Annotated in this window: 17 protein-coding genes; 9 read left to right on the forward strand and 8 right to left on the reverse strand. The window is 60.8% G+C overall.

The genetic code is table 11. The features are described 5' to 3' along the window. Window positions 1-9 precede the first annotated feature (9 nt). From A6070_RS01460 to glgA, 3 genes are all read left to right on the forward strand, one after another. On the forward strand, window positions 10-1,125 hold the full coding sequence (locus tag A6070_RS01460) for a galactose-1-phosphate uridylyltransferase (protein WP_330220591.1): 1,116 nt from the start codon (window positions 10-12) through the stop codon (window positions 1,123-1,125). Continuing rightward, complete coding sequence (locus A6070_RS01465; protein WP_158513999.1) at window positions 1,109-4,420, forward strand: alpha-amylase family glycosyl hydrolase; 3,312 nt, start codon at window positions 1,109-1,111, stop codon at window positions 4,418-4,420. The genes A6070_RS01460 and A6070_RS01465 overlap by 17 nt, the downstream gene beginning before the upstream one ends. A 65-nt stretch (window positions 4,421-4,485) precedes the next feature. After that, a complete protein-coding gene (gene glgA, locus A6070_RS01470) occupies window positions 4,486-5,940 on the forward strand; it encodes a glycogen synthase GlgA (protein ID WP_072286732.1) in 1,455 nt (484 codons plus the stop codon). Window positions 5,941-5,981: 41 nt separating this feature from the next. Here the strand turns inward: glgA and A6070_RS01475 are convergent, their stop codons facing one another. The 6 genes from A6070_RS01475 to A6070_RS01500 form a co-directional block, all read right to left on the reverse strand. Next, the gene (locus A6070_RS01475; RefSeq protein WP_072288084.1) at window positions 5,982-6,272 is read right to left on the reverse strand and encodes an HNH endonuclease; all 291 of its coding nucleotides are present in this window, start codon (window positions 6,270-6,272) and stop codon (window positions 5,982-5,984) included. Between the two features lie 74 nt (window positions 6,273-6,346). Then, the gene (gene pgeF, locus A6070_RS01480) at window positions 6,347-7,138 is read right to left on the reverse strand and encodes a peptidoglycan editing factor PgeF (protein ID WP_072286733.1); all 792 of its coding nucleotides are present in this window, start codon (window positions 7,136-7,138) and stop codon (window positions 6,347-6,349) included. A 72-nt stretch (window positions 7,139-7,210) separates the two neighbouring features. Further along, a complete protein-coding gene (locus tag A6070_RS01485) occupies window positions 7,211-8,191 on the reverse strand; it encodes an RluA family pseudouridine synthase (protein WP_072286734.1) in 981 nt (326 codons plus the stop codon). Further along, window positions 8,192-8,461, reverse strand: a complete 270-nt coding sequence (locus A6070_RS01490) for a hypothetical protein (RefSeq protein WP_072286735.1) — start codon at window positions 8,459-8,461, stop codon at window positions 8,192-8,194. A gap of 12 nt (window positions 8,462-8,473) precedes the next feature. Further along, the gene (locus A6070_RS01495) at window positions 8,474-9,991 is read right to left on the reverse strand and encodes a DegQ family serine endoprotease (RefSeq protein ID WP_083558617.1); all 1,518 of its coding nucleotides are present in this window, start codon (window positions 9,989-9,991) and stop codon (window positions 8,474-8,476) included. Window positions 9,992-10,052: 61 nt separating this feature from the next. Then, a complete protein-coding gene (locus A6070_RS01500; RefSeq protein WP_072286736.1) occupies window positions 10,053-10,796 on the reverse strand; it encodes an HAD family hydrolase in 744 nt (247 codons plus the stop codon). A gap of 200 nt (window positions 10,797-10,996) precedes the next feature. On the opposite strand from A6070_RS01500, the gene A6070_RS01505 reads away from it, so the two are divergent. From A6070_RS01505 to A6070_RS01525, 5 genes are all read left to right on the forward strand, one after another. Next, window positions 10,997-11,596, forward strand: coding sequence for a helix-turn-helix domain-containing protein (locus A6070_RS01505; protein WP_072286737.1), 600 nt, complete (start codon window positions 10,997-10,999; stop codon window positions 11,594-11,596). A 93-nt stretch (window positions 11,597-11,689) separates the two neighbouring features. Next, on the forward strand, window positions 11,690-12,346 hold the full coding sequence (gene elbB / locus A6070_RS01510; protein WP_072286738.1) for an isoprenoid biosynthesis glyoxalase ElbB: 657 nt from the start codon (window positions 11,690-11,692) through the stop codon (window positions 12,344-12,346). Between the two features lie 241 nt (window positions 12,347-12,587). Continuing rightward, window positions 12,588-17,129, forward strand: coding sequence for a glutamate synthase-related protein (locus A6070_RS01515; RefSeq protein WP_072286739.1), 4,542 nt, complete (start codon window positions 12,588-12,590; stop codon window positions 17,127-17,129). Window positions 17,130-17,236: 107 nt separating this feature from the next. Further along, window positions 17,237-18,238: a thioredoxin-disulfide reductase gene (gene trxB / locus A6070_RS01520; RefSeq protein ID WP_072286740.1), complete on the forward strand. Its 1,002-nt coding sequence runs from the start codon at window positions 17,237-17,239 to the stop codon at window positions 18,236-18,238. A gap of 111 nt (window positions 18,239-18,349) precedes the next feature. Further along, complete coding sequence (locus A6070_RS01525; protein ID WP_072286741.1) at window positions 18,350-18,715, forward strand: molybdenum cofactor biosynthesis protein MoaE; 366 nt, start codon at window positions 18,350-18,352, stop codon at window positions 18,713-18,715. An 89-nt stretch (window positions 18,716-18,804) separates the two neighbouring features. On the opposite strand, the gene A6070_RS01530 is transcribed toward A6070_RS01525, so the two are convergent. Further along, a complete protein-coding gene (locus A6070_RS01530; RefSeq protein WP_072286742.1) occupies window positions 18,805-19,821 on the reverse strand; it encodes a 2-oxo acid dehydrogenase subunit E2 in 1,017 nt (338 codons plus the stop codon). Window positions 19,822-19,843: 22 nt separating this feature from the next. Next, window positions 19,844-22,561 carry a 2-oxoglutarate dehydrogenase E1 component gene (locus A6070_RS01535; RefSeq protein ID WP_072286743.1) on the reverse strand — a complete coding sequence of 906 codons (2,718 nt, stop codon included), beginning with the start codon at window positions 22,559-22,561 and terminating at the stop codon, window positions 19,844-19,846. 300 nt (window positions 22,562-22,861) lie between these two features. On the opposite strand from A6070_RS01535, the gene A6070_RS01540 reads away from it, so the two are divergent. After that, window positions 22,862-24,067, forward strand: a complete 1,206-nt coding sequence (locus tag A6070_RS01540) for a response regulator (RefSeq protein WP_072286744.1) — start codon at window positions 22,862-22,864, stop codon at window positions 24,065-24,067. The last annotated feature ends 170 nt before the right edge of the window (window positions 24,068-24,237 follow it).

Raw genomic sequence — 24,237 nt, forward strand, 5'->3', positions numbered from 1 at the left:
GTGTTGCGTTTGTCCGAATTGCGTTGGGACCCCTTTATTGATAGCTGGGTGGCGATTATCGAAGCGCGGGGGCGCCGCCCCGTCGATTTTATCACCGAGCGCAAGCGCATCGAAACCAGCGTCTGTCCGTTCTGCTACGGGCAGGAAGACAAAACGCCGGCGGAAGTCTATGCCCTGCGGCCGGATGCCGGTCTTCCCAACCAGCCCGGATGGAAAGTGCGTGTCATTCCGAACAAGTTTCCCATTCTGCGCATCGAAGGGCAACTCGAAGCAAGAGGGGAAGGGGTATACGATGTCAAAAACGGTATCGGCGCCCATGAGGTGATTATCGAAACCCCGGAACACGAGCGCCAACCTGCCGACCTGCGGGCGGCGGAGCTGGCCGATGTGTTTCGCGCGTTTCGCTCGCGGCTGGTCGACCTGCGGCGCGACAAACGCTTCCGGCATATTGTTATTTACAAAAATCACGGGCTGGAAGCCGGCGCCACGATCCCCCATACCCATTCGCAGCTGCTGGCCCTGCCCGTCATTCCGCCTCATCTGCGGATCGCATTGCGGGCCAGTCGCGACTATTTCCGCCGCAAGGAACGCTGCCTGATGTGCGACATGCTCGCCCAGGAACTGTCCGACGGACGGCGTCTGGTGCGAGTCGATGGGGAATTCGCGGTTTTTGCACCGTTTGCTTCGCGCCATCCCTTTACTCTGCGTATCGTGCCGCGCAGTCATCTTCATGATTTTGCCCAATTGACCGACCATATGCTGCTCGCGCTGGGGGAAACCCTGCATGATGTGTTACGGCGCCTGCGTGCGGTGCTGCGCGATCCCCCCTTCAATCTGGTACTGCACAATGCGCCACTGGCCGTGCCGCGGCCGGGGCGTCCGGAGTTCTGGCATTCGCTGCCTGCCGATTATCACTGGTATTTTGAGCTTACCCCAGAATCATGGATCCGGCAGGATTCGAAGGGGGGACCGGATTTTTCATCAACCCGACTTCACCTGAAGATGCGGCACGCTATCTGGTTGAAGCGGTGCAATGACACCGTTCCAGTCAGGTTTGCCATCACCTGTTTTGCAAGCGTTTTCCAGAAAGGTTGCTCAGCCCATTGCCATGACTGCTCCCCTTGATCCCCTGTCGGCATCGGTTCCCGGTTTTGAACCCTATTTTTCCCTGTCTTTTCAGATCAGTGCCGGGGCGCGGCGTCAATTGGCCGAGCTGCCGGCTCCGGCCGGTGTTTCGCGGATATACCGGCTGCGCCAGGTGACGGATCACCTGGGGGAACGTTACGCGAATCCCGCCTGCAGCGCCGGAAGGCTGGAACTGCTGGCGATGCTCAGCAACGCACTGCGCTGGACGGCGTACCGGTATCTGCAGACACGCAATTGCATGGTCGGCAGGGATGACGTGGTAATCGCGGGCCGGGCCGTGGCCCTTGCCGGCCTGCAACGCAGCCTGGCGTCCTTTGTCGCGCTTTATCCTCCGGATGTGGTTTGGAAAGGTATGACGCCGCATCGGTTTTTGATGGGTCCCGACGGCGATCCAGGCCGTGGCGCGGCGCTGCTTGAATTGCTGGTACTGTCGGTGCAGAGCGCCAACCCGGCAGCCGCGGCCTTTCGTCCTCTGTTCGATGACGATGAACTGAACCGCATGATCCCCTACCGGGCCACCTTGCAGGCGCTGGACAAGCTGCTGTGTCGCCCCGACGGGGGCGGGCTTTTTAGTGATGTGCCTTTGTTGCAGCTGCTGCAGGCACCGGTACAGGCCTCTCCCGACAGTCTCGAGGGGCAACTGGCCTTTGTGCGCGAGCACTGGAAGGGGATCCTGCCGGAGCATGTGTTGCTGGCTATCGATGCCGGATTTGCGCTGCGGACCGAGGAGACGCGCATGCGGGGTTTCGGTCCCGGCCCTCAGGCCGTGCCGGATTATGGCAGGCTGCCGGTCGTGGAGGAAGAACGGTTTTCGCCGGACCGAGACTGGATGTCCGATCTGGTGTTGCTGGCCAAGTCGGTGCATGTCTGGTTTTATCAGCTGTCCCGCCATTACGGGCGTGCCGTGAACCGCCTGCGGGACATCCCCGACGCCGAGCTGGATCAGCTGGCGGCGCGCGGGTTTTCAGGATTGTGGCTGATCGGCATCTGGGAGCGTTCTCCGGCATCCCGACAGATCAAGCGGCTGCGCGGCAATCCCGAAGCCGAGGCTTCGGCCTATGCCCTCTACGATTACCGGGTTGCCGATGAACTTGGCGGGCAGGCGGACCTGGACGATCTCGACCGGCGCTGTCGGCAGCGCGGCATCCGGCTGGCCTGCGACGTGGTGCCGAACCATACCGGCATCGATTCGCGCTGGATGCGGGAGCATCCCGACTGGTTCGTGCAGACATCCCATCCGCCTTACCCGGGCTACCGCTTTACGGGCCCCGACCTGTCGACCAACAACGGCATGAGCCTTTATCTGGAAGACGGCTACTGGGACCACAGCGATGCCGCCGTGGTTTTCAAGCGGGTCGATCATTACAGTGGCGAAGAGCGTTACATCTATCATGGCAATGACGGCACCCACTTGCCCTGGAATGACACCGCCCAGCTGAATTTTCTGCTGCCGCAGGTGCGCGAAGCGATGATCCGCACCATCCTCGAGGTTGCACGCACCTTTCGCGTGATCCGCTTCGACGCGGCCATGACTCTGGCCAAAAAACATTATCAGCGGCTGTGGTTTCCGCTGCCCGGCGGCGGTGCGGGTGTGCCGTCGCGTTCGGAATTCAGCCTCGCCAGCGCTCAATTCGAGGAACTGTTCCCGATGGAATTCTGGCGCGAGGTGGTCGACCGGGTGGCTGCCGAGGCTCCCGATACACTGCTGCTGGCGGAAGCCTTCTGGCTGATGGAGAGTTATTTTGTCCGCACCCTCGGCATGCATCGGGTGTACAACAGCGCCTTCATGCACATGATGAAGCAGGAAGACAACGCCAGGTACCGTCAGCTGCTCAAAAACACGCTGGCTTTCAATCCCCAAATCCTCAAGCGCTTCGTCAATTTCATGAGCAATCCGGACGAAGCCACCGCCGTCGAGCAGTTCGGCAAGGGTGACAAATATTTCGGGGTGGCTGTGCTGTTGGCAACCCTGCCGGGGCTGCCCATGTTCGGCCATGGCCAGGTGGAGGGGTTCCGGGAAAAATACGGCATGGAATACCGGCGCGCCTATCTGCACGAGGAGGTCGACGAAGGGTTCGTGGCGCATCATGAAAAGGTGATCTTTCCGCTGCTGCACCGTCGCTCCCTGTTCAGTGGCGCCGAACATTTCGCGTTGTACGATTGTGTCAGCGACGGCGCGGTGCTGGAGGATGTTCTGGCTTACAGCAATCGCCGGGGTGAACAGCGGGCCCTGGTGGTGTTTCATAACCGATCGTTGCAGGTTGGCGGGTGGATCCGCAATGCCTGTCCCCGCGCCGGAGAATCCGGAACCGGGTTTGGGCCGACCCTGGCCGATGCACTGGCCTTACGGTCAGAGCCGGAGATTCTTTACCGGTTTCGCGATCATTGCACCGGGTTGCAGTATCTGCGTTTTTCGCAGGAACTGGCGCAGCAGGGGTTGTTTGTCTCCCCTGGCCCCTATCAATGCCATGTGTTCCTCGATTTTGTCGAAGTGAGCGACGCCGACGGCCATTGGCGGCATTTGTGGCAGGCTCTGGAAGGGCGGCCGGTAGCTGATCTCGATCGGGAATATCGGCGGATTGTACATGGGGAGCTGCTGCGGTCTCTGCGGCAGGTGCTGGAAAGCTGTGACGCTGTCCTTTTTGACAACGGTGCCGACCAGGGTCCGGTTCTGGAAGGCTACGCCGCCTTTCTGGGCGCACTGCAGCGCGATCTGCGCCTGGAGGTCAACCGGAGTCCCCTGCTGGAGCGGTTGCACGGACAGTTGCGGCGGGTAGTCGAGCTGGACGCTATTGCGGCGCGGCAGGCGGTTCGCGATGTGCTTGGCCCCTGGCTGATTGTGCATCCCCTGACGCTGCTTTCGGAGTCCCTTGCCGAACCTGCCGCCTTCATCCGGTGGCTGGAGCACCAGTTGCTGACCGATGTTGTCACGGCGCGCTGGCCCGAGGATGCGGCAGCGGAAAATCTGCAGCTGCTGCAGCTGCTGCTTCGCTGGCGCGGCTGCGGCTGCCTGCAGGAGGAGCACTGGCTTGGACCTTTGCTCGACGATGTCGCCGTGCGGGAGTTTCTGCTGGTGCATCGCTACCAGGATTGCGACTGGTTCAATCGTGAACGTTTCGAAAGGTTACTGGCCGGCCTGATCCTGACCGCGGCTCTGGAAGACACTTCTGATGACGAGGAATCCGCCGCAGGCTCGCCGCAGCAACTGGCGCTGATGCTGCACCGGGCCGAGCTGGCCGGATATCGTCTGGATAAATTCCGCGCCCTCGTATAAGCCGGGCCGCTGCAGTTTTTCTCAGATTGCCCGTAAACATGGCGGCAAGCCGCAGGAGTTTTGCAATGAACATAGTGTTGATGGCTTCCGAAGTGGCCCCTTTTGCCAAAACCGGCGGGTTGGCCGATGTGGCCGGTTCGCTGCCCGGCGAACTGCACCGCCTGGGACATGATGTCCGCATTTTCATGCCGTTGTATCGCAGCGTCAAACAGGGCGACTTCCAGCTGTCCCCTCTGGCGCCGTTGCCGTCCATCGAAATCGCCGGCACGGCCGTTGCCGGGCGGTTGTGGCAAGGGAGCCTTGGAGAGGTGCCGGTTTATTTTCTGGAACAGGACCGGTTTTATGATCGCGACGGCCTTTACGGCACATCGCGCGGCGACCACGCCGACAATGCCTTGCGTTTCGGCTATTTTGCCCGGGCCCTGCTGGCGGCCTTGCCACAGATCGGTTTCAGACCGGACGTGCTGCATCTCAACGACTGGCAGACCGGGCTGGTGCCGGCGCTTTTACGCACCGATTGGCGCGACAGCGCGTTTTATACCGGCACGGCAACCGTCGCCACCATACACAATCTCGGTTACCAGGGTTTGTTTCCGGCGGAGGTGGTCGCTGCCCTGAACCTGGATCCCGCGCTGTTCGCCATGGAAGGATTCGAGTATTACGGCCAGGTATCGTTTTTGAAAAGCGCTCTGGTTTACGCCGATCTGCTTACCACCGTTTCCGAAACCTACTGTACTGAAATCCAGACCCCGGAAATGGGGCATGGTTTTGACGGCATCCTGCGTTCAAGGGCCGATCGCCTGTTCGGAGTATTGAACGGCATCGACGACCAGCTCTGGGATCCCAGCCACGATGCGGCGTTGGCGGCTGTTTACCATGTCGACGATGTCGACGGGAAGCACGCCAACAAGCGCCGCCTGCAAAGCCGTCTCGGCCTGGCATGCGAGGCTGAAACGCCGCTGCTGGCGATGGTGACGCGGCTGGCGTCCCAGAAGGGTCTCGATCTGGTCGAACAGGCCTGGCCGGCATTGCTGGAGCGGGGGGTGCAGATTGCGATTCTGGGATCGGGGGATCAGGATTACATGGACCGTTTTGCGCGCCTGGGTGCCCAAAGCAAGGGACAAGCGGCGGTGCGTCTGGGATTTGACGATCGTCTCGCCCGTTTGATTTACGCCGGCAGCGACATGTTTCTGATGCCAAGCCGTTACGAACCCTGCGGGCTGGGGCAGCTTATCGCCTTGCGTTACGGCAGCGTGCCGGTGGTGCGCAGTACCGGCGGGCTTGCCGATACGGTTTTTGACCCGCGGGACGGCGTGGCGCAGGCCAACGGTTTTACCTTCGAGGAAATTTCGTCGCCCGCCATGCTGCGCGCGATGGATCGCGCCCTTGCACTTTATCGGCAGCCCGGCGATTGGCTGCGTTTGATGCGCAACGGCATGGCGGGGGATTTTTCCTGGCGGCGGTCGGCGCTGCGCTACCTCGATTTGTACCGCAAGGCCGGGCAGTTGCACCATGCGTGATGGGCAGGGCCATGCTGTGGAGGATGACGCCGGTTCCGGCATCATCCCTGCCTGAGTTTTTCCAGATAAGCTTCCCATTCGACCGGCAACAGGTGCTGTTTCTGACTGTTGCATTCCTTGCAGGCCGGCACGCAATTGCCTTTGCTGCTGCGCCCGCCCCGAACCAGGGGCACGATATGGTCGAGGGTCAGATCCCGCGGTGCGACTTTTTTCCCGCAGTAGTGGCAGATACCGCTGGCGATACGGTTTTTCCACCACTGGCTGTTACGCAGTTCCCGGGCTTTCTGCCGTTCCCGACGCATCTGTTCTTCTGAAGCTTCCATCCAATCCATGTGGGCCCTGTTCGAAAAAATGCCTGGCGATTCGTGGCTGGGATTGGCGTTTTTCCAATCACCGATCATTGCTTTTAAAGGACCATGAAGCCGATCTGACGGCCAGTTATCCCCTTATCGCGGCGATAGGAGAAGAACATTTCGCGGTGACAACAGGTGCATTCCTCCACCACGCCGATGCTTGCTGCGGGGATGCCGACCTCCTGCAGTTGCAGCAGGCAGCTGCGCTGCAGATCCAGCTGCCACTTGCCGAGGGAGGTTTCCTGGGCGATCTGCTGCCAGTGCCCGCTGCCCTGGCGAAAAGCGTCCCGCACCGCGCGATCGACCTCGTATTCATGGGCCGCGATGCCCGGTCCTATGGCGGCCAGCAGGTTCTCGGGCCGGCAGCCGAAGTTGGTCTGCATCGCCTCCACGGTTTTTCCCAGCAGGCCGCTGGCGGCGCCGCGCCAGCCGGCATGAACGGCGGCTCCGACCCGTTTGGCCGGATCGTGAAGCAGGATGGGGAAGCAGTCCGCCACCAGCACCCCGAACATGAACCCGGGTTGATTGGTAATGATGGCGTCGCTGGCCACCGTCAGAAAATGTGAAAGATCGTGATTCGGCTGGTCGATGACCAAAATGTCGGTGCCGTGCACCTGCTTCACCGTCAGCAGCTGATGGGGGTGCAAATCAAAGGCCCGGGTCAGGGTCGAGCGGTTGCCCTCGACATTGTGTCGTGCGTCCTCGGTATTATAGGCGAGGTTGAGGGAGTTGTAAGGCGGGCGGCTGACGCCGCCGTTGCGGGTGGTAAATCCGGCCTGGACCGCCGTTTCGGCGGCCCAGTCGGGTTGCATATAGCTGATCTTGCCTTTACGTACCAGTTTCATAAACCGTGGGTTCTCCTGTTGAACGCACCGCCTTAAAGGGGGTGCGGAAAAGTTGTCGAGGCAACGCGGCTGTCAGGCTGGCGGCCCTGTCTTGTATTTTTCGTTGAGATAATCGATGACCGCCCGCAGATCCGGCGGCAGCGGGCTGTCGAACTCCAGGTAATCCCCGGTTTCCGGATGCCTGAATCCGAGCAGGCGGGCATGCAGGGCCTGCCGGTCAAGGGCCCTGACAAGGGCGAGAAGCCGCGGGTCGGCGATGGTTTTCATGCGACTTTTGCCGCCGTAGGTGGCATCGCCCACCAGGGGATGGCGCGACTCCGATAAATGTACCCGGATCTGGTGGGTGCGTCCCGTTTCGAGGGCCAATTCGACCAGGGTCATGCGGTCGGCGTCAAAACGCTGCAGGACGCGCCAGTGGGTTACCGCGCGGCGACCGCCGCGGCAGGCACTGCTCATCTTTTTGCGCTGGGTAGGGTGGCGCCCTATGGGGCGATCGATGCTGCCGGCATCGCCGGTCAGCAGACCGTGAACCAGAGCGACATAACGCCGGGTGATGGAATGCTCCTTGAACTGGGCGGCGAGGTGCTGATGGGCCGCGTCGGTTTTGGTGGCCACCATCACCCCCGAAGTGTCCTTGTCGAGGCGGTGGACGATGCCGGGTCGCAAGGTGCCGCCGATGCCGGAAAGGTCCTGGCAGCAATGCAGCAAGGCGTTGACCAGCGTTCCCTGTTGATGCCCAGGCGCCGGATGTACCACCATGCCGGGCGGTTTGTCAACGACGATCAGGCAACGGTCCTCGTAGAGAACCGTCAGCGGGATATCCTCGGAAACAGCTTTGGCGGGGCCGGGATCCGGCAAGGTGACGGTCAGGGCTTCGCCGCCCTTGAGTTTGCTGGCAGCCTTGGCGGGTGCACCGTTGAGCAGTACCAGTCCGTCATCGATGAGCTTTTTCAGCTGGGACCGGCTCAGCTCCGGCAACTGTTCGGCCAGGAAGCGGTCCAGTCTTTCCGGCGGCTGTCCCCGGTCAAAACAAAATGCACGCTGCCGAAACATTTACCAGATAGAGCTCTTGATGCGGCCAGCCTGCTTGATCATGACATCGACGACCGCACGATCGAACATGTGCTCACGATCGGGGATGTCTTCCGAAATCCGTGCCAGGAAGTGCTCGCGACCTTCCTGAAGCTCATCGTTGAGCACGTCGAAGAGGGTGTCCTTTTCAATGCCTTCCTGCACTTTGTTCTGGTTGTACAGAGCGATATCCGAAACGATGGCGCGAGCCAGCCGGAAGGCGAGCTTGGGGTTGTCAACAATCCTTGCCATGGGTTCCTCCCATTATGAAAAGGGTATGCGGGCGGTGCGGTCCGCCGGCAGGGCCGCGGAAGTCAGGGCGCCCCGGCCATAAAACGGATGATGATCGCGGCGGGACATTTTTTCTCCGCGCTTGAGCGGAAAAGCCAGGTACAAGGTGGCGTTCCCCCGCTTGATCAGCAGCCGTATGATTTTGCCCTTGCGGGCTTCCTTCAGGGCTTTGTCCCAGGATTTCAGATTGGTCAGCCGGGTTTTGTTGAGGGCCAGAATGATGTCCTGGGGCAGAATCCCCGCCGCGGCGCCGTCGCCTTCCGGATCGACCTGGCGCACCATGATGCCCTGCCCCTGGGGTATGTTGGTCAGAACCAGCCCAAGACTGTGGCGCTCATCCGCACTCTGTGCCGCAACGGTCTGGCCGCGGGGGTGAATGGTGACCTGCAGAGTCATCTCCTGACCGTCGCGCAGAATTTTGAGCGGCACGGTGGTGCCGGCCGGCATGCTTGCGATGCGAAGCTGCAGGTCGCTGGCGTTGCGGATGGCATGGCCGTTTACCTCCAGCAGAATATCGCCGCGACGCAGTCCGGCCTGCTGGGCCGGGGATTCCGGCAGCACCTGATTGATCAGGGCGCCTCTGCTGCGGTCCAGGCCGAAGGTCTCCGCCAGTTCGGGGGACAGGTCCTGGATGCCGACGCCCAGCCAGCCGCGAATCACCTGCCCGGTCGTCATGAGCTGCTCGGCGATGGCCCGCGCCATGTTAACGGGGATGGCAAAGCCGATGCCCTGGCCGCTGGCGACGATTGCGGTGTTGATGCCGATCACTTCGCCGTAGATGTTGAGTAGCGGGCCGCCGGAATTGCCGGGATTGATGGAGGCGTCGGTCTGGATAAAATCCTCGAAATCCTCGATGCCGATGTTGGTGCGACCGGTGGCCGACACGACTCCTACCGTCAAGGTGCGATCGAGGCCGAAAGGATTTCCGATCGCCAGCGCCCACTGCCCGACTTTCAGGGCGTCGGAATCGCCGAGTACCGCCGATGGCAGTGCTTCGTCCGTTTCGATTTTGAGCACGGCGATATCGGTTCGGGGATCGGAGCCGACCAGTTTGCCTTCGTAAATCCGGTCATCCGACAGCTTGATTTTGATTTCCTCGGCGCCCCGGATGACGTGTTCATTGGTCAGGATGTAGCCGTCACCGCTGATGATTACCCCGGATCCGAGGCTGCGGGATTTCTGTTCCGGGATGGTGCGGCCCTTGAACATCTCGTTGAAGAATTCTTCGAACAGAGGTCCCAGGTCCGGTCCGCGGCTCACGGTGGCGGCCTGGATGTTGACGACCGAAGGCGTAACTTTTTCGGAGACCTCGATAAACGCGGATTGGGCGACAAGCAGTTCCTGGGCCGGCCGGGGCACCGGCGGCGCTTTGGTCGCCTGTTCCGAAAACGGGCTTGAAGGCGTTTGTTTGTCGTCCTGACAGCCCGACACGGCTGCCAGGAGTATTCCGCTGATGATGCATGTCAGAAAAACGCGTCGGAAATGACTCATTTTAATGGTTCCTTTGCCAAGGGATAAATCATCGGCAGCGTAGCGGAAAATGCAGAAACTGTCAATCGTTGCGGCGTTTTTGCAGGCTCTTGATAAATTGCAGGAGCACGTCATGACCGCCTCTCCAGGTGGCCTGTGCGGCCCGCTGATCATGATCGATCAGGCAGGTGTCGACGAGAAAGGTAGGAATACCGGCCCGGCTGGCCGGCAAATCGTAGGCGGTATCGTTGCCGACCATGAGGACCTGGGCGGCGGGCAGACTCAGGCGGTGGAGGACGTCGCGGAAAAATTCCGGATGCGGTTTGCAGCAATGGCTGTTTTCGTAACTGCTGATATGATGGTAGGCAAAGTCGTCCAGCCCGGCGGCGCGCAGCCGGGCCTTGATGGCGGGCCGCGGAAAAACCGGATTGGTGGCGAGGGCGACCTTCAACCCGCGATCAAAGCAGCTTTGCACGATGGCGCGGGATTCCGGGAACGGTTTTACCAGATGAGACAGGGCGGCGAGCCCCTCCCGGTAAAAACGCTGCAGGCGTTTGCGCAACTGGGGGATGCCGATGCCGAGCTGCCGGGCTATCATGGACAAAAAAAGCTGTTCGTTGGTCATTTGGTCGCTGCGCGCGTTCAGCAGCGCATAGGCCGAACTTATCAGGACTTCCGCAAAGACCATGGGGTCCGTCAGGTCTTCGAAACAGCGCGCCAGGCCCTCGATATAGCCATCTATATAGGCTTTCATTTCAATATCCAGCAACGTGCCGTCGAGATCGAACAGGATGCCGTGTATGTTTTCGGGAGGATAAAAGTCCATAGTGTTCCTGCAGGGCTTTCAAAAGTCTTACGGGCTTTTGGGGGTCGCTTGTCTCATCCATGGAGCTCTTTCTGTCAAGCATAACACGGCAGCAGCCGTTTTTGGACATCCCCGATCCTTCATGCCGGCGACAAAGCCCTTGACTTGGTTGCCTGTCCAATGTAGAAAATTTAACAAAAACAGCGAGGTAACCAAAATCCATGTCGGATATACGCGAAGAAGTCAAGGATCTGCAGATCGGCCTCAAGATACGCCGCCTGCGACAGGAACGGCGCATGACCCTGCAGAACCTTTCGGAAGCCACGGGGCTTTCCAAGCCGTTGTTGTCCCAGGTGGAGAACGAACAGGTGATTCCGCCGCTGGCGACGCTGCTGCGCATCGCCAAGGCGCTCAAGGTAGGGCTGCATACCTTTTTCCAGGAGGAAGGCAGCGTTGAAAAGTGTATTCTGGTAAGGGCTGGCGAAGGTGGCCGGCAGGATGCGCACAGCAGTCGCAGCCGCAGCCGCAGGCGCACGCCCTACGAATACCAGTCTCTGGGTTACGGAAAGAAACAGCGCAGCCTTGAACCGTTTCTGATAGAATTCGACGTACAGCCCTGGCGGGACGAATTGCTGGTAAGCCACGAAGGCGAGGAATTCCTGTATATTCTCGAAGGGCGGCTGGAATTTCATTACGGCGCTGAGATCATGACCGTCGGGCCGGGCGATTCACTTTATTACGACTCCAACGAACCCCACGGCTATGTCGCTGTCGGCACCGGTCCCGCGCGGGCGGTGGCGGTCATTTATTCCATGGAGTAGCACCAGGGGGTTGACAAGCGCGGCAGGGTTTTTATGTTGGACAGATGATCCCGGTTATAGGAACGCAACCCGGCGAGGACAGGAGGTGACGACATGAAACGAATAGGCGTGATGCTTTCCGGCAGCGGCGTGTATGACGGCAGCGAGATTCACGAAGCGGTACTTGCCCTGCTGGCTATCGAACGTGGTGGCGCAGAGGCCGTCTGCATGGCCCCCGACATGCAGCAGATGCATGTCATCAACCATTTTACCGGCCAGGTCGAGGCGGGACAGGCACGAGCGGTGCTGGCCGAGTCGGCGCGCATTGCACGGGGCAAGGTCGTGGATGCCGCCACCGTTAGCGTGGAGGATATCGATGCACTGGTGATCCCCGGCGGTTATGGCGCAGCCAAGAACCTGTGCGATTTTGCCGTCAAGGGCGCCGACTGCACGGTGCATCCCGAGGTGCGGCGCCTGGTGCGGGCCCTGGTTGACAGGGGCAAACCGGTGGCGGGCATCTGCATCGCGCCGGCGGTTCTGGCCAAGGCGCTTGACGGGTATGCACCGCAACTGACCATAGGCAACGATGCGGACACCGCCGCCGCTCTCGAAGCCATGGGGGCGCGGCATGTGGCCTGTCCGGTCGATGATATCGTCGTGGACGAGAAAAACCGGCTTGTTACCACCCCGGCCTACATGCTGGCGGAGAATATCGCCGAAGCCGCGGCGGGGATCGAAAAGGCGGTCAAACAACTGCTGGCCATGTGCTGAACGGTTACGGTGTGCTGAATCTCAAAGGCGAGCACTTCAGAGCCGATGACCTGTGCAAACAAAAGCGCCTCTCTTGAACAAGAGAGGCGCTTTTGTTTGCACAGGTCCGCTAAGTAAACAAAGTAAACACCTTGCCTGAAGTGTTGTAGGGTTTTATTGATCGGGTATGCTTGTTAGAAGATCGTGTGCGGGAAAAAAGACTCATGAATTATCCGGACCCATTTGTTGAGGAGCCTATCCTATGAAAGTAGCCGGTCTTCCGGGCCTTCTGGACAGCAACGACGAACGGGATGCCTGCGCCATTATCGGGTTTTTCAAAAAGCACGGGCACCCGACCCACGGCAATCTGCAGCGGACCATCGATGCGCTGATCAAAATGGGGCATCGCGCCGGTGGCGTCGGCGGGGAAGGGGACGGTTGCGGTGTCCTCACCGATATCCCCCGGCTTCTGTGGCGTGAAGTTCTGGCCGGCGCCGATTATGTCCCGGAATTGGCCGATGCGCCCGGTTTCGCCGTCGGGCATCTGCTGCTCCCCGCCGCTCTTTCAAAAGTTGATCGGGAGGATCTGCAGAAGCGGATCATCGACATGTTTACCGCACGCGGTTGCCGGATGTTGTTGCACCGCCCGTTGCCGGTGCGCAGCGAGATCCTGTCGGCCAGCGCCCGGGCCAGCGAGCCGGTGCTCTGGCAGTTGGCATTGACGGTTCCCGATGCGACGGACGGGCCGCCCCTGCTGTACCGGTTGCATGTGGAGCTTGAGGACGCGTTGCCGGTGCAGGTAGCCTCTCTGTCTCAGCGCACCGCGGTTTACAAAATGCTCGGCGCTCCGGAATTGCTGGCGCGTTACTATCCCGATCTCAAGCGGCGCGATTTTCTGTCAGCCGTGACCATCGGCCATAGCCGGTTTTCCACCAACACCCTTCCCACCGTTTTGCGGGCCCAGCCGTTTAGCCTGCTCGGACACAATGGCGAGATCAATACCATCGAACGGTTGCGGGAAGAGGCCCGTTTGCTCGGCATCGCCCTGCCTGCCGGGGGCAGCGACTCTCAGGACCTCAACCGGCTTCTGGAAGGGTTAATGCAGGGTCAGGGCCTGACCCTGTTCGAAGCCATGGAAATGGTGCTCCCGCCTATTTTCAGTGAAATGCAGCGACTGCCGCAGGATCAGCGGGCGCTTTACGGGTTTTTCCGGAGGTTTTTCCCCGCCAGTGCTCAGGGTCCGGCGGCGGTCATTGCCCGATCCGGTGATCAGGTGGTCTGCAGTGTTGACGCCATGGGGTTGCGGCCCCTCTGGTTCGGCGAGACCGAGCGGGAATACTTTGCTTCCTCGGAAGTCGGCGTGGTTCCCCAGGAAGAGATTCTGTCCGATCCCAAACCCCTCGCGCCGGGAGAAAAGGTCGGCCTGGCCATCCCCCTGCTCCAGGCGGTTGAAGTATTCAATCATCAGCGGCTGCGCCAGCGGGTTTTGAGTACCTATAAAAAGCGCACCCCCCTGTCTTCTCAGGCGCGTATGGTGACGCCGGGGCGCGCGCTGCCGGATCGCAACGTCGCCGTGGCTGCGGTGTTTACGCGCAGTCGTAAACTGTTGCGCGACAACCTGTTGTCGGCCTACGCCTGGAAATCGAGCGATCTGCGCAATCTCGGGGAGATGGCCGCTACCGGCCGGGATCCCATCGCCTCTCTCGGTTATGACGGCCCGCTGGCGGCCCTGGCGACCTCCCGGCAGAATCTGGCCGATTATCTCAAGGAACAGGTCGCGGTGGTCACCAACCCCGCTATCGACCGGGAACGGGAGGCGGAACATTTTTCCACCCGGGTGTTTATCGGAGGCTGTCCGACCCTGCATGGGCGCAGGCGCAAGGCCGTCGAACTGATGATGCCGCTGCTCCCCGGCGGACGGCGCCTTGGGCCCGCCAACGTCGATGACGAGGTCGCGGTTGCCCACGGAAGCACTACCCTGGAGCGACTGCTCGGTCATTTCAGTGGAGGCAAGCATCGTTTCCGCCGCCTTTCCTGTGCTCTGCAACGCCGGGAAACGGTTCCCGATGCGCTGGCAAGGCTCGCGGAAGAAGCGGCCTCGGCCGTTGCGGGCGGCGCGGTTCTGTTATTGCTCGACGACAGCCAGTGTTTCAGTCCCGGTTCCGGTTTTCTCGATCCGTTGCTGGTTCTGGCATGGTTGCAGGACCACCTTATAGCACGGCTCGACGAACATGGGGAATGCCTGCGCCGCAGCTGTTCGCTGGTATTGCGGTCGGGAGCCCTGCGCAATCTGCACGACCTCATCTGTGCGCTCGGCGCCGGGGCGGACGCCCTCTGCCCTTACCTCATGTGGGAGTTGGCCGACCAACAGCAGGACGGCATGGGGCATCTGCTCGACGTGCTGGGCAAGGGTCTGGAAAAGGTTATGTCGACCATGGGCATCCATGAAATCGGCGGCTACGGACGGCATTTTGCGGCCATCGGGCTGGCGCCGGAGATCGCCGATATCCTTGGTGTGGCCAGTTTCTGCGGCAGCGATCGGGGCGGGCTTACCCTCGCGGCGATGGGTGGCGACGGGCAGCAGCGCAGCGCTGTGGCCCGTAGCCGTCAACAGCAGCCGGTGGTGGAACTGTTCCGCCTCTACCCCCGCATCTGGAAGACCGTGGCCGCGGTGGCCAAAATGGAAGAGAACTACGATGAACTGTCGCGACTGATCCGTAAATTCAAGGAAGAGCACCCCCTGGCCATCCGTCATCTTCTCGATTTCGATATTACGGGGGACCTGAGCGTCGATCCCAGGGAAGTCGATGCATCGATTGACGGGCACGATCTGCCCATCATCTTTTCGGCGATGAGCTTCGGTTCCCAGGGCGAGACGGCCTTTCGCATTTATGCCGAAGCGGCCAAACGTCTCAATATCGTCTGTATGAACGGCGAGGGGGGCGAGATCCCCGACATGCTCGGAAAATATCGGCACAACCGCGGGCAGCAGCTGGCTTCGGGACGCTTTGGTGTGCATATGAACCTGCTCAATTCCGCCGATATTCTTGAAATAAAGGTCGGCCAGGGCGCCAAACCCGGCGAGGGCGGCCACCTTCCCGGGTTCAAGGTGACGGACAAGATTGCCGCGGCGCGCAATGCCGCTCCCGGCGTGACACTTATCTCGCCGTCCAACAACCACGATATCTATTCTATTGAGGATCTGGCCCAGATCATCGAGGAACTGCGCACCGCCAATCCTCGCGCCCGCATTTCGGTCAAGGTGCCGGCGGTCGCCGGCATCGGCACCATTGCCATGGGCATCGCCAAGGCCGGTGCCGATATCATCACCATCAGTGGCTATGATGGTGGTACCGGAGCGGCGCGCCAGCATGCCATCAAGTTTGTCGGCATGCCTGCCGAAATCGGGGTGCGCGAGGCCCACCGCGCCCTCGCCGAATCGGGGCTGCGCCACAAGGTAGAGATCTGGGCGGACGGCGGCATGCACAGCGGCCGCGATGTTGTAAAAATGATCCTGCTGGGAGCCAACCGGGTTGGCTTCGGCACGTTGCCCATGGTGGTGATAGGCTGCACCGCATGCCGCAGTTGCCATCTTGGAACCTGCCACGTCGGCATCGCTACTCAGATCGAAAGCATCGAAGAGGCGGAGGCCAAAGGTCTCAAGCGTTTCGTGCCCCGGGTTCTGGAAAACGGCATCATATACGAAACCACCTTTTTTCGCGCTCTTGGCGAGGAGATCCGCAACCTGACGGCGCGCCTCGGCTTTCACCGCACCCAGGACATGGTCGGCAAGGCCGAACTGCTGCAGCAGCAGCGCGGTCACGAGCGTCTCGATCTGACCGATCTGCTCGCGCCTGTGCCGTTGGGCAGCATGCCACGCTCCTCGGCCGATGTGCGCATTATTCGCAAACCGCTGAACTATTTGACTTCGCTGATTTCAAGCCTGGTCACGGAGGCATTTGATGGTCCCGAGAGCCGGATCCGATACGAGGACCACGGCGCTTCGAGCAGTGACCGTGCCATCGGTACCTATCTGGCTGGTGCCATGAACCGCGATCGGTCGGAAAAGGGCGCCGCCGCGGAAAAGCAGGTGCTGCTGCACTTCCGGCGCAATGCCATCCCCGGTAACGGCCTGGCCGCCTTCAACATCCCGCGCATCAACCTGCGCATTGAAGGCAGCGCCCAGGACGGCGTTGGCAAGGGCGCCTGCGGCGGCAAGATCGTCATCCTCAAGGGCGAAAACCGGCATGGCCAGAGGGTCGGCGGCGCGGTTGGCAAGGGCTTGGCCTATGGCGCTCAGGGGGGGCTGTTCCTGATCCAGGGGGATGCCGACAGCCGTGCCTGCGTGCGCCTGTCCGGCGCGGAGGTGGTCATCGGCGGCCGGCTGCGCGCCCCTCTTGACGACAGCGGCGGCAATCTGGCCGGGCAGGCCAACATCAAGGGCTTTGCCTTTGAATACATGACGGCCGGGCGTGCGGTGGTCCTCGGCGACCCCGGTCCATGGATGTGTTCCGGCATGACCGGCGGGGTTGTTTACTGTCACCTCGACGAGGCCATGGGCATGACGCGGGAGTCTCTCAAGTGGCGGTTGGCCCGTGGGGCGCAGGTTGATCTTTACGATCTGGCGGCGGATGACGTGGAAGCGTTGCGTCGCATGCTTGGTGCCTACCATCGCGAACTGTTGTATTCCCATCAGGTCGAAGAGGCCGAATGGGTGGCGGAACTCGCGGAACATTGCAGCCAGCGGTTCGTTCGGATCGCGCCGGCCGGGGCGGTCGCCGTGCCTCCGGTGTCGACGGAGTAAAAGTCCATAATCGCAATTGGCGGCTTGAGATGCTGTCCTGTTATCGGGCCAGACGTCCAGGGCGCCAGTACGTCTTGATGGTTTTGCCGCTGGAAAGGAGAGAAGCGATGCCCGTGCGTGACAAGATTCATGATCAGATCATCATCGGTTCCGGGCCCGCCGGTTACACGGCGGCGATCTATACGGCCCGCAGCAACTGTTGCCCGCTGCTGATTTGCGGCATGGAGCCGGGCGGCCAGTTGACCGGCACCACGCTGGTGGAAAATTTCCCCGGCTTTCCCGACGGCGTCGACGGTCCGGAACTGATGGAGGCCATGCGCCGGCAGGCCGAGAAGTTTGGTACGGTGTTCGTCAACGGCGAAGTGACTCGCGTCGAGCTCTCCAGCCATCCCTACAGCCTGTGGCTGGGGGAGGAGCACTACCGTTGCCGTTCCCTGATCATCTGTACCGGCGCGTCGCCGCGCCTGCTCGGTTTGCCCAACGAAAAGGAGCTCTATGGCCGCGGCGTTTCGGTGTGTGCTACCTGTGACGGATTTTTCTATCGGGGCAAGGAAGTGGTAGTGGTCGGCGGCGGCGATACCGCCATGGAGGATGCGCTGTTTCTGGCGCGTTTCGCAAAAAAGGTGACAGTGGTGCACAGGCGCAATGCCCTGCGTGCCAGCCCGCCCATGCAACAGCGTGCCCTGGAAAACGCCAGGATTCAGTTTGTCTGGGATACGGTGGTAAACGGCATTCTCGGCGATCGGGACAAAGGCGTGCATGGCGCGCGTCTGCAGCATCTGCCCACCGGCAAGGAAGAAGACTTTCCCTGCGACGGCATCTTTATCGCCATCGGCCATGTGCCCAACACAGCGCTGGTCAAAGGGCAGCTCGATCTCGATGACTGGGGGTATATCCTGACCCGCAACGGTACCGAGACCAATCTCCCCGGTGTGTTTGCCGCGGGCGATGTGCAGGATCCCTTTTTCCGGCAGGCCATCAGCGCTGCCGGCAGCGGGTGTATGGCCGCCATGCAATCGCAGCGTTTCCTCGAATGCCTTGAAGACGCCGATTGCAGGAAATGCCAGGCATTGCAGAAGCGGCAGCTGATGGCAAAGGGCGGGGATTAGGTCTGTACATTTATCCGCCGGGCATTTAAGCTGGCAGTTGGCAGTTGTGGCGGAGCGGAAATTCGCGAGAGATGTGAATCGCTGTATGATTTTTTAATCGGGAGGGATACCATGGATATCACCAAAACCATCGCGCAATTGAAACAGGAGCCGGGGTTCAGGGAAAATGTCGGCATGTTGCTGGTGCACAACGGCGTGGTGCGCGGCTGGTCGCGGGGCGACGGCAAAACCGTGACGGCCGTGGAAGTGAAGGTCGATAAGGAGCGCGTTGAAGCACTGCGGCAGGAATATGAAGGCAAGCCAGGCATTTTCCGGGTTCTGATCGAGGCCTGCGAGGGTCGCCTGGAACCCGGCGACGATTTGCTGTTCATCATTGTGGCCGGCGCCCTGCGCGAAGATGTCAAGCCGGTGCTGGCGGAACTGCTCGACCGCGTCAAGGCCGAGGCGGTGAGCAAGTCCGAAGCCAAGGTCGGGTAAGTTTTTTAGTGCTGAGTGCCGAGGGAGAGCATAAAATGCACTCGGTGGCCATCGCATCAAACCTTCCGTAGGGGCGGCACCCGCCGCCCCTACTCGAGTAATAAATCTTCCGGTTCCTCGATCGATTCCACCACCCGTTTCAAAAAACTCACAGCTTCCCGTCCGTCGATCAAACGGTGGTCGTAGCTAAGGGCCAGATACATCATCGGCCGGGCGACGATCTGGCCGTTGCGCACCACCGCCCGTTGCTGAATGCTATGCATGCCGAGGATGGCGCTTTGGGGAGGGTTCGGAAGGGGGGTGCCGAGCAGCGAACCATACACCCCGCCGTTGCTGATGGAAAAGGTGCCGCCCTGCAGATCGGCCAGTTCCAGACGGTGCTCTCGAGCTTTGTCCGCCAGTTCGGCAATCCGCCTTTCAGTATCGGCAAAGGTCATGGCGTCGGCGTCCCGCAGTACCGGCACCACCAGGCCCTGTTCGGTGGCCACGGCGATGCCGATATCGTAAAACTCCTGGTAAACGATGGCCTGTTCCTCCATGCGGGCGTTGATGACCGGGTATTCCCGCAGGGCATCTATACAGGCCTTGACAAAGAACGCCATCAGGCCGAGTTTGACACCATGCCGCCGGGCAAAGCGTTCTCCCCGGTGACTGCGCAGTTCCATGACCCGCGACATATCGGCTTCGTTGAAGGTTGTGACGATGGCACTGTTCTGGCGTGCCTGCAGCAGCCGCCTGGCAATGGTCAAACGCAAAGGCGAGAGGGGCTCGTGACGGCTCAGGCGTTCCCTGGCCGTCAACGGGGCGAGCTCTTCCCCCTCGGCAAAGGGGGCACCGGGATGAGGGGGTACCAGCTCCTCCGGATGGTTGGCGGCGTCGGTTTCCTTCAGGGTGGCGATCACCGTTCCGATGGGAAGAGTTTCTCCTTCCCCGGCAAGGATGCGGATCACACCGTCCTGTTCAGCGCATATATCCAGCGTGATTTTATCCGTTTCCAGTTCGCACAGCAGGTCGTCCTTGGCGATTGTAGCGCCGTCCCGGCAATGCCACTTGGCCAGCCTGGCCTCGATGATCGATTCGCCGACTTCGGGGATGCGGATTTCCATGGGGGCGTCCTCACTCAAGAATTCAGTCTGCCGATCCGGCAGTCGCGTCGGATGGCAGCGCGGCTGCGATGATGCGCCGCTGTTCGGTCAGGAATTGCCGGTGGGAGCCGCCGTCCGGCGCCGCGGCATCGGGGCGGCCGCAATAGTCCGGCCATCGACCGGCGATGGTTGCCAGTCGGGGTGCGATGAAGGACCAGGCACCCATATTGCGCGCCTCTTCCTGCACCCAGAGCAGGTGCCGCGTTTCGCGTAAGGGCTGCAATATGCCGGCGAGCAGGTCCTCGCGCAAGGGATAGAGTTGCTCGATGCGGATGATGGCGACATCAAAGCGCCGCTGCCGTAGACGTTCTGCCTGCAATTCGTGATAAATTTTGCCGCTGCACAAAAGCACCCTTGCGGGTTTGCCGATGTTTTGCGTGTCGGGAAGGATTTCATGGAACTGGTTGTCTGCCAGATCCTTCAGCGGGCTGCGGCAGCAGGGGTGCCGCAGCAGGCTCTTGGGCGTGAAAACGATCAGTGGCCGGCGGAAGGGGAGTTTGAGCTGCCGCCGCAGCAGGTGAAAATACTGGCCTGGCGTGGTTGGTTGCGCCACCAGCAGGTTGTTCTCGGCACAGCTCTGCAAAAAACGTTCAATGCGGGCACTGGAGTGCTCGGGACCCTGGCCTTCATAGCCGTGGGGCAGCAGCATGACCAGGCCGCTGACCCGGTCCCATTTGCGCTGGCCGCTGCTGATGAACTGGTCGATGATGACCTGCGCGCCGTTGGCGAAATCCCCGAATTGGGCTTCCCACAGGACCAGACCGTCAGGGCGTTCCAGAGAATATCCGTATTCGAAACCGAGCACGGAGGCTTCGGACAGACTGCTGTCAAAGGCGCGGAAACTTGCCGCGCCGTTCAGAGTTGCCATCGGCATATGGCTCTGTCCGGTGTGGATATCGAACTGTATCAGGTGGCGCTGGCTGAATGTGCCGCGGCGGCAGTCCTGGCCCGACAGGCGCACACTGTGGCCTTCTTCGACCAGGCTGGCAAAGGCGAGGGTTTCAGCCGTGGCCCAGTCCAGTTCGCCATCAGGCTGCAGGACTGCGTCCCTGCGTTTTTCGAGCAGAGCGCGGATGCGTGAGTCGGGGGTGAATCCGGCGGGCCATTGTGCCAGCCGGTCCGCCAGGGAGCGCAGTCGATCCGGCTCTGCTCCGGTGTCCGGGCTGATCGGTGCATAGTTGGGCTCGATATGCTGCCACCTGCCGTGAAAGCCGCGGTCAACGGGGTGCCGTTGGCGCTGCAGCGCTGCCTCCAGTTCCTCCTCCAGTTCCGTTGCCTGCTGTTTCATGCGGGATGGATCCAGCCCTTGTTCGATAAGCCGGTCCCGGTAAATATGGTGTGCCGGCGGGCGCTTCTTGATGGCCTGATACATGAGCGGCTGGGTGAAATAGGGCTCGTCTCCTTCGTTGTGTCCATGGCGTCGATAGCAGATGATTTCCAGCAGCACATCCCGACCGAAATTCTGACGGTATTCAACAGCCAGTTCCACGGCCCGGATGGCGGCTTCCGGGTTTTCGCCGTGCACATGGAAAATCGGGATCATGAGCATTTTGGCGACATCGGTGGCATAGCGGCTGGAGCGCGCGTCGGCAGGTATCGTGGTAAAACCGATCTGGTTGTTGAGCACGATATGCAGGGTGCCGCCGGTGCCGAAGCCTTCGAGCCCGGCCAGATTGAGGGTTTCGGCCACCACACCCTGGCCGGCAAATGCGGCGTCGCCATGAATCAGGATCGGCAGCACCCGTTTGGCGCCGTTGGCGCCGAAGGCATCCTGGCGAGCGCGGGCCTTGCCTTCCACCACCGGATTGACCGCTTCGAGATGGCTAGGGTTGGAGGCCATGGTCATATGTACGAGGCGATCGTCGGGGAGAGTCAGATCCGTTGAGAATCCTTTGTGGTACTTGACATCACCCTCGCCGACGAAATGGAATTCGGCATTGTCGGCGAACTCCGCGAAAATGTTTTCCAGCGGCTTGCCAAAAATGTTGGCCAACACGTTGAGCCGGCCCCGGTGCGGCATGCCAAGCACCATGTCCCGCATCCCCAGTGTCGCGGCGCGACGCACGGCCCGTTCCAATACCGGAACGAGCACCTCGCCGCCCTCAAGGGAAAAGCGTTTCTGGCCGACAAACTTGCGGTGCAGAAAGCGCTCAAAAAGGGCGGCTTGCTGCAGTTTGCGCAGGATGGTGTAGCGCTCCTCGTCCGATAGTGCCGGCCGGTCGTTTTGGCTTTCCAGTCGCTGCTGCAGCCAGAAACGTTCCGCCGGTTCAATGATGTGCATGTATTCCACGCCGGTGGCCTGGCAATAGGTCTGGCGCAGCCTGGCAAGGAGGTCGCGCAGGGACTTGGTTTCGGTATCGAAGCCGGCGACATGAAAGATACGGTCCAGATCATCGTCGTCGAGACCGAAGACTTTGATGTCAAGCAGTGGATGTGCGGTTTTGCAGGGCGACAAAGGATCGGTACAGGCCAGCAGGTGACCAAGTTCGCGATAGCGGTTGACAAGGGTGTCGACAGCGGATTGCTTGAGGACGAAATCCGATGCCGGGCCAGCCGTAGAGGGCAGGCCCGCCGATTGCCGACCGGTATCGAAGCCCTCGAAAAACGCCTGCCAATCGGCGCTCAGTTGCCCTGGCGTGCGTTGCCATTTGCGGTACAGCGCTTCGACCCATGCCGGACTGACGTTGGCCTGAAAAGGCATCGATTCCTCCATGTCATCATGCCTGGCTGCAAGCCATATGGTGAGCCGCGGCGACACGACATCCCTGGCCCGGTTATTATAACAACGCCAGCGGGTTGAGCAACGGCCGGTCGAGTCGGGCAAATCAATCGCCGATGGGCCTGCCGGAAGCCGCATTACGACAGGCGCAGTGGAAGAGTTTCCCATGGGTGCCCGATCTGGTATAATGTGAGCGTCATGTTCGGGCGCAATATCCTTTGCGTTTCACGGGAAGATTTACAGTCCCGGCCATTTTGTACAAATCTTGTCAACAGAGTCGACATGAACTTTTACGAATACAGTCTGAAGTTTGATGACAGTGGAGAAAACGGGGACCTGGGTTGTGGACAGAAAGACAGCGTTTCCTGTTTTTCCGTCGACGAATGGCTTTCCCTTCTTGGTCACGAACTGCGTACCCCACTGGCCGGAACCCTGGGCATGCTGGAGCTCGTGCTGACCGGCGAGTTGGCCGCCGAGCAGCGTAATGCCCTGGAATTGGCCAATGCTTCGGCCCGGACCATGTTGCGCCTTGTGGAGGATTTGCACGATCTGGCCCGTCTGGAAACAGGGCGCGCACAGTTGCAGCAGGACCCTTTCGAGGTGCGTTCCTGGGTGCAAAATCTGACGGCTGAACTGAATGTTACAGAAGGTGTGCGGGTTCTTTTCATGGTCGACGCGCGCGTTCCGGAACTTCTGGTCGGCGACAGTGGCCGCATGTCCCATGTCCTTCTGAACCTCATCGAGATATATCTGAAACGTGGCGGGGTGGCTTGTCTGAAAGTGGGCCTTGCAATGGATACGCTGGACGGAGCCCATTTTCTGCGCATCGACGTGGGCGACGTTTGTGGCGAGGAGATGCGCGTTGCTTTGCTCCGGGCCTGCGGCAACCTGTCGCGGGTTCCCTTGGCGGCCCTTCGTCAGGTTGGGGTCAAGCAGGCCGTGGTCCGCAATCTGACCGCCTTTCTGGGTGGTGCTTTATGGCCTGCCGGGCAACAGGCCGACGCAGAGATTCGGTCTTTGGTTCTGCCAGTGGCCCTGCCGACGGAGTACGCCGTTACCTCTATCGAACCGCAAGTGGCCGAAAAAATACCGAAAATGGAAGGAGGGCGATCCGCCGTATCGATCCTGCTGGTGGAGGACGACGATGCCATCCGCAAGCTGGTCGAGCTGCTGTTGCAGCAGCGCAGTTGGCAGGTAACGGCGGTGGCGGATGGCGTTCAGGCGTTGGAATCGCTTCAGTCCCGGCAGTTTGATCTGGCGTTGATGGATATCCGCATGCCGCGTCTCGACGGGCTTGAAACCACCCGCCGGATTCGTCGGCGAGAACGGATCCTCGGCCTGCCGCCCCTGCCGATTGTCGGTATGACGGCCCATGCGGCCCAGCAGGATCGCGCCATGTGCCTTGAAGCGGGGATGAACGATCATGTCAGCAAGCCCATTGCTTCGGCTCACCTTTACGCCATCATCGAAAAGTGTCTCGCCTGTTAGGACGCCGGAACAGGGGTTTTGCCATGGCGCGGGCCGGGTGGCGGAGCTCGGGAGCAGGATTCCGGCGGGCTGTTTTTCCGCTGTTTTTTCTGCTTGACAAGATTTATTCAGGCATGTATAAACACAACTCACTTCGGCTTGATTTTTTATTTTAATGGTCGAGGTTGCAT

It is taken from the genome of Syntrophotalea acetylenica, assembly GCF_001888165.1.
GTDB classification, from domain to species: domain Bacteria; phylum Desulfobacterota; class Desulfuromonadia; order Desulfuromonadales; family Syntrophotaleaceae; genus Syntrophotalea; species Syntrophotalea acetylenica.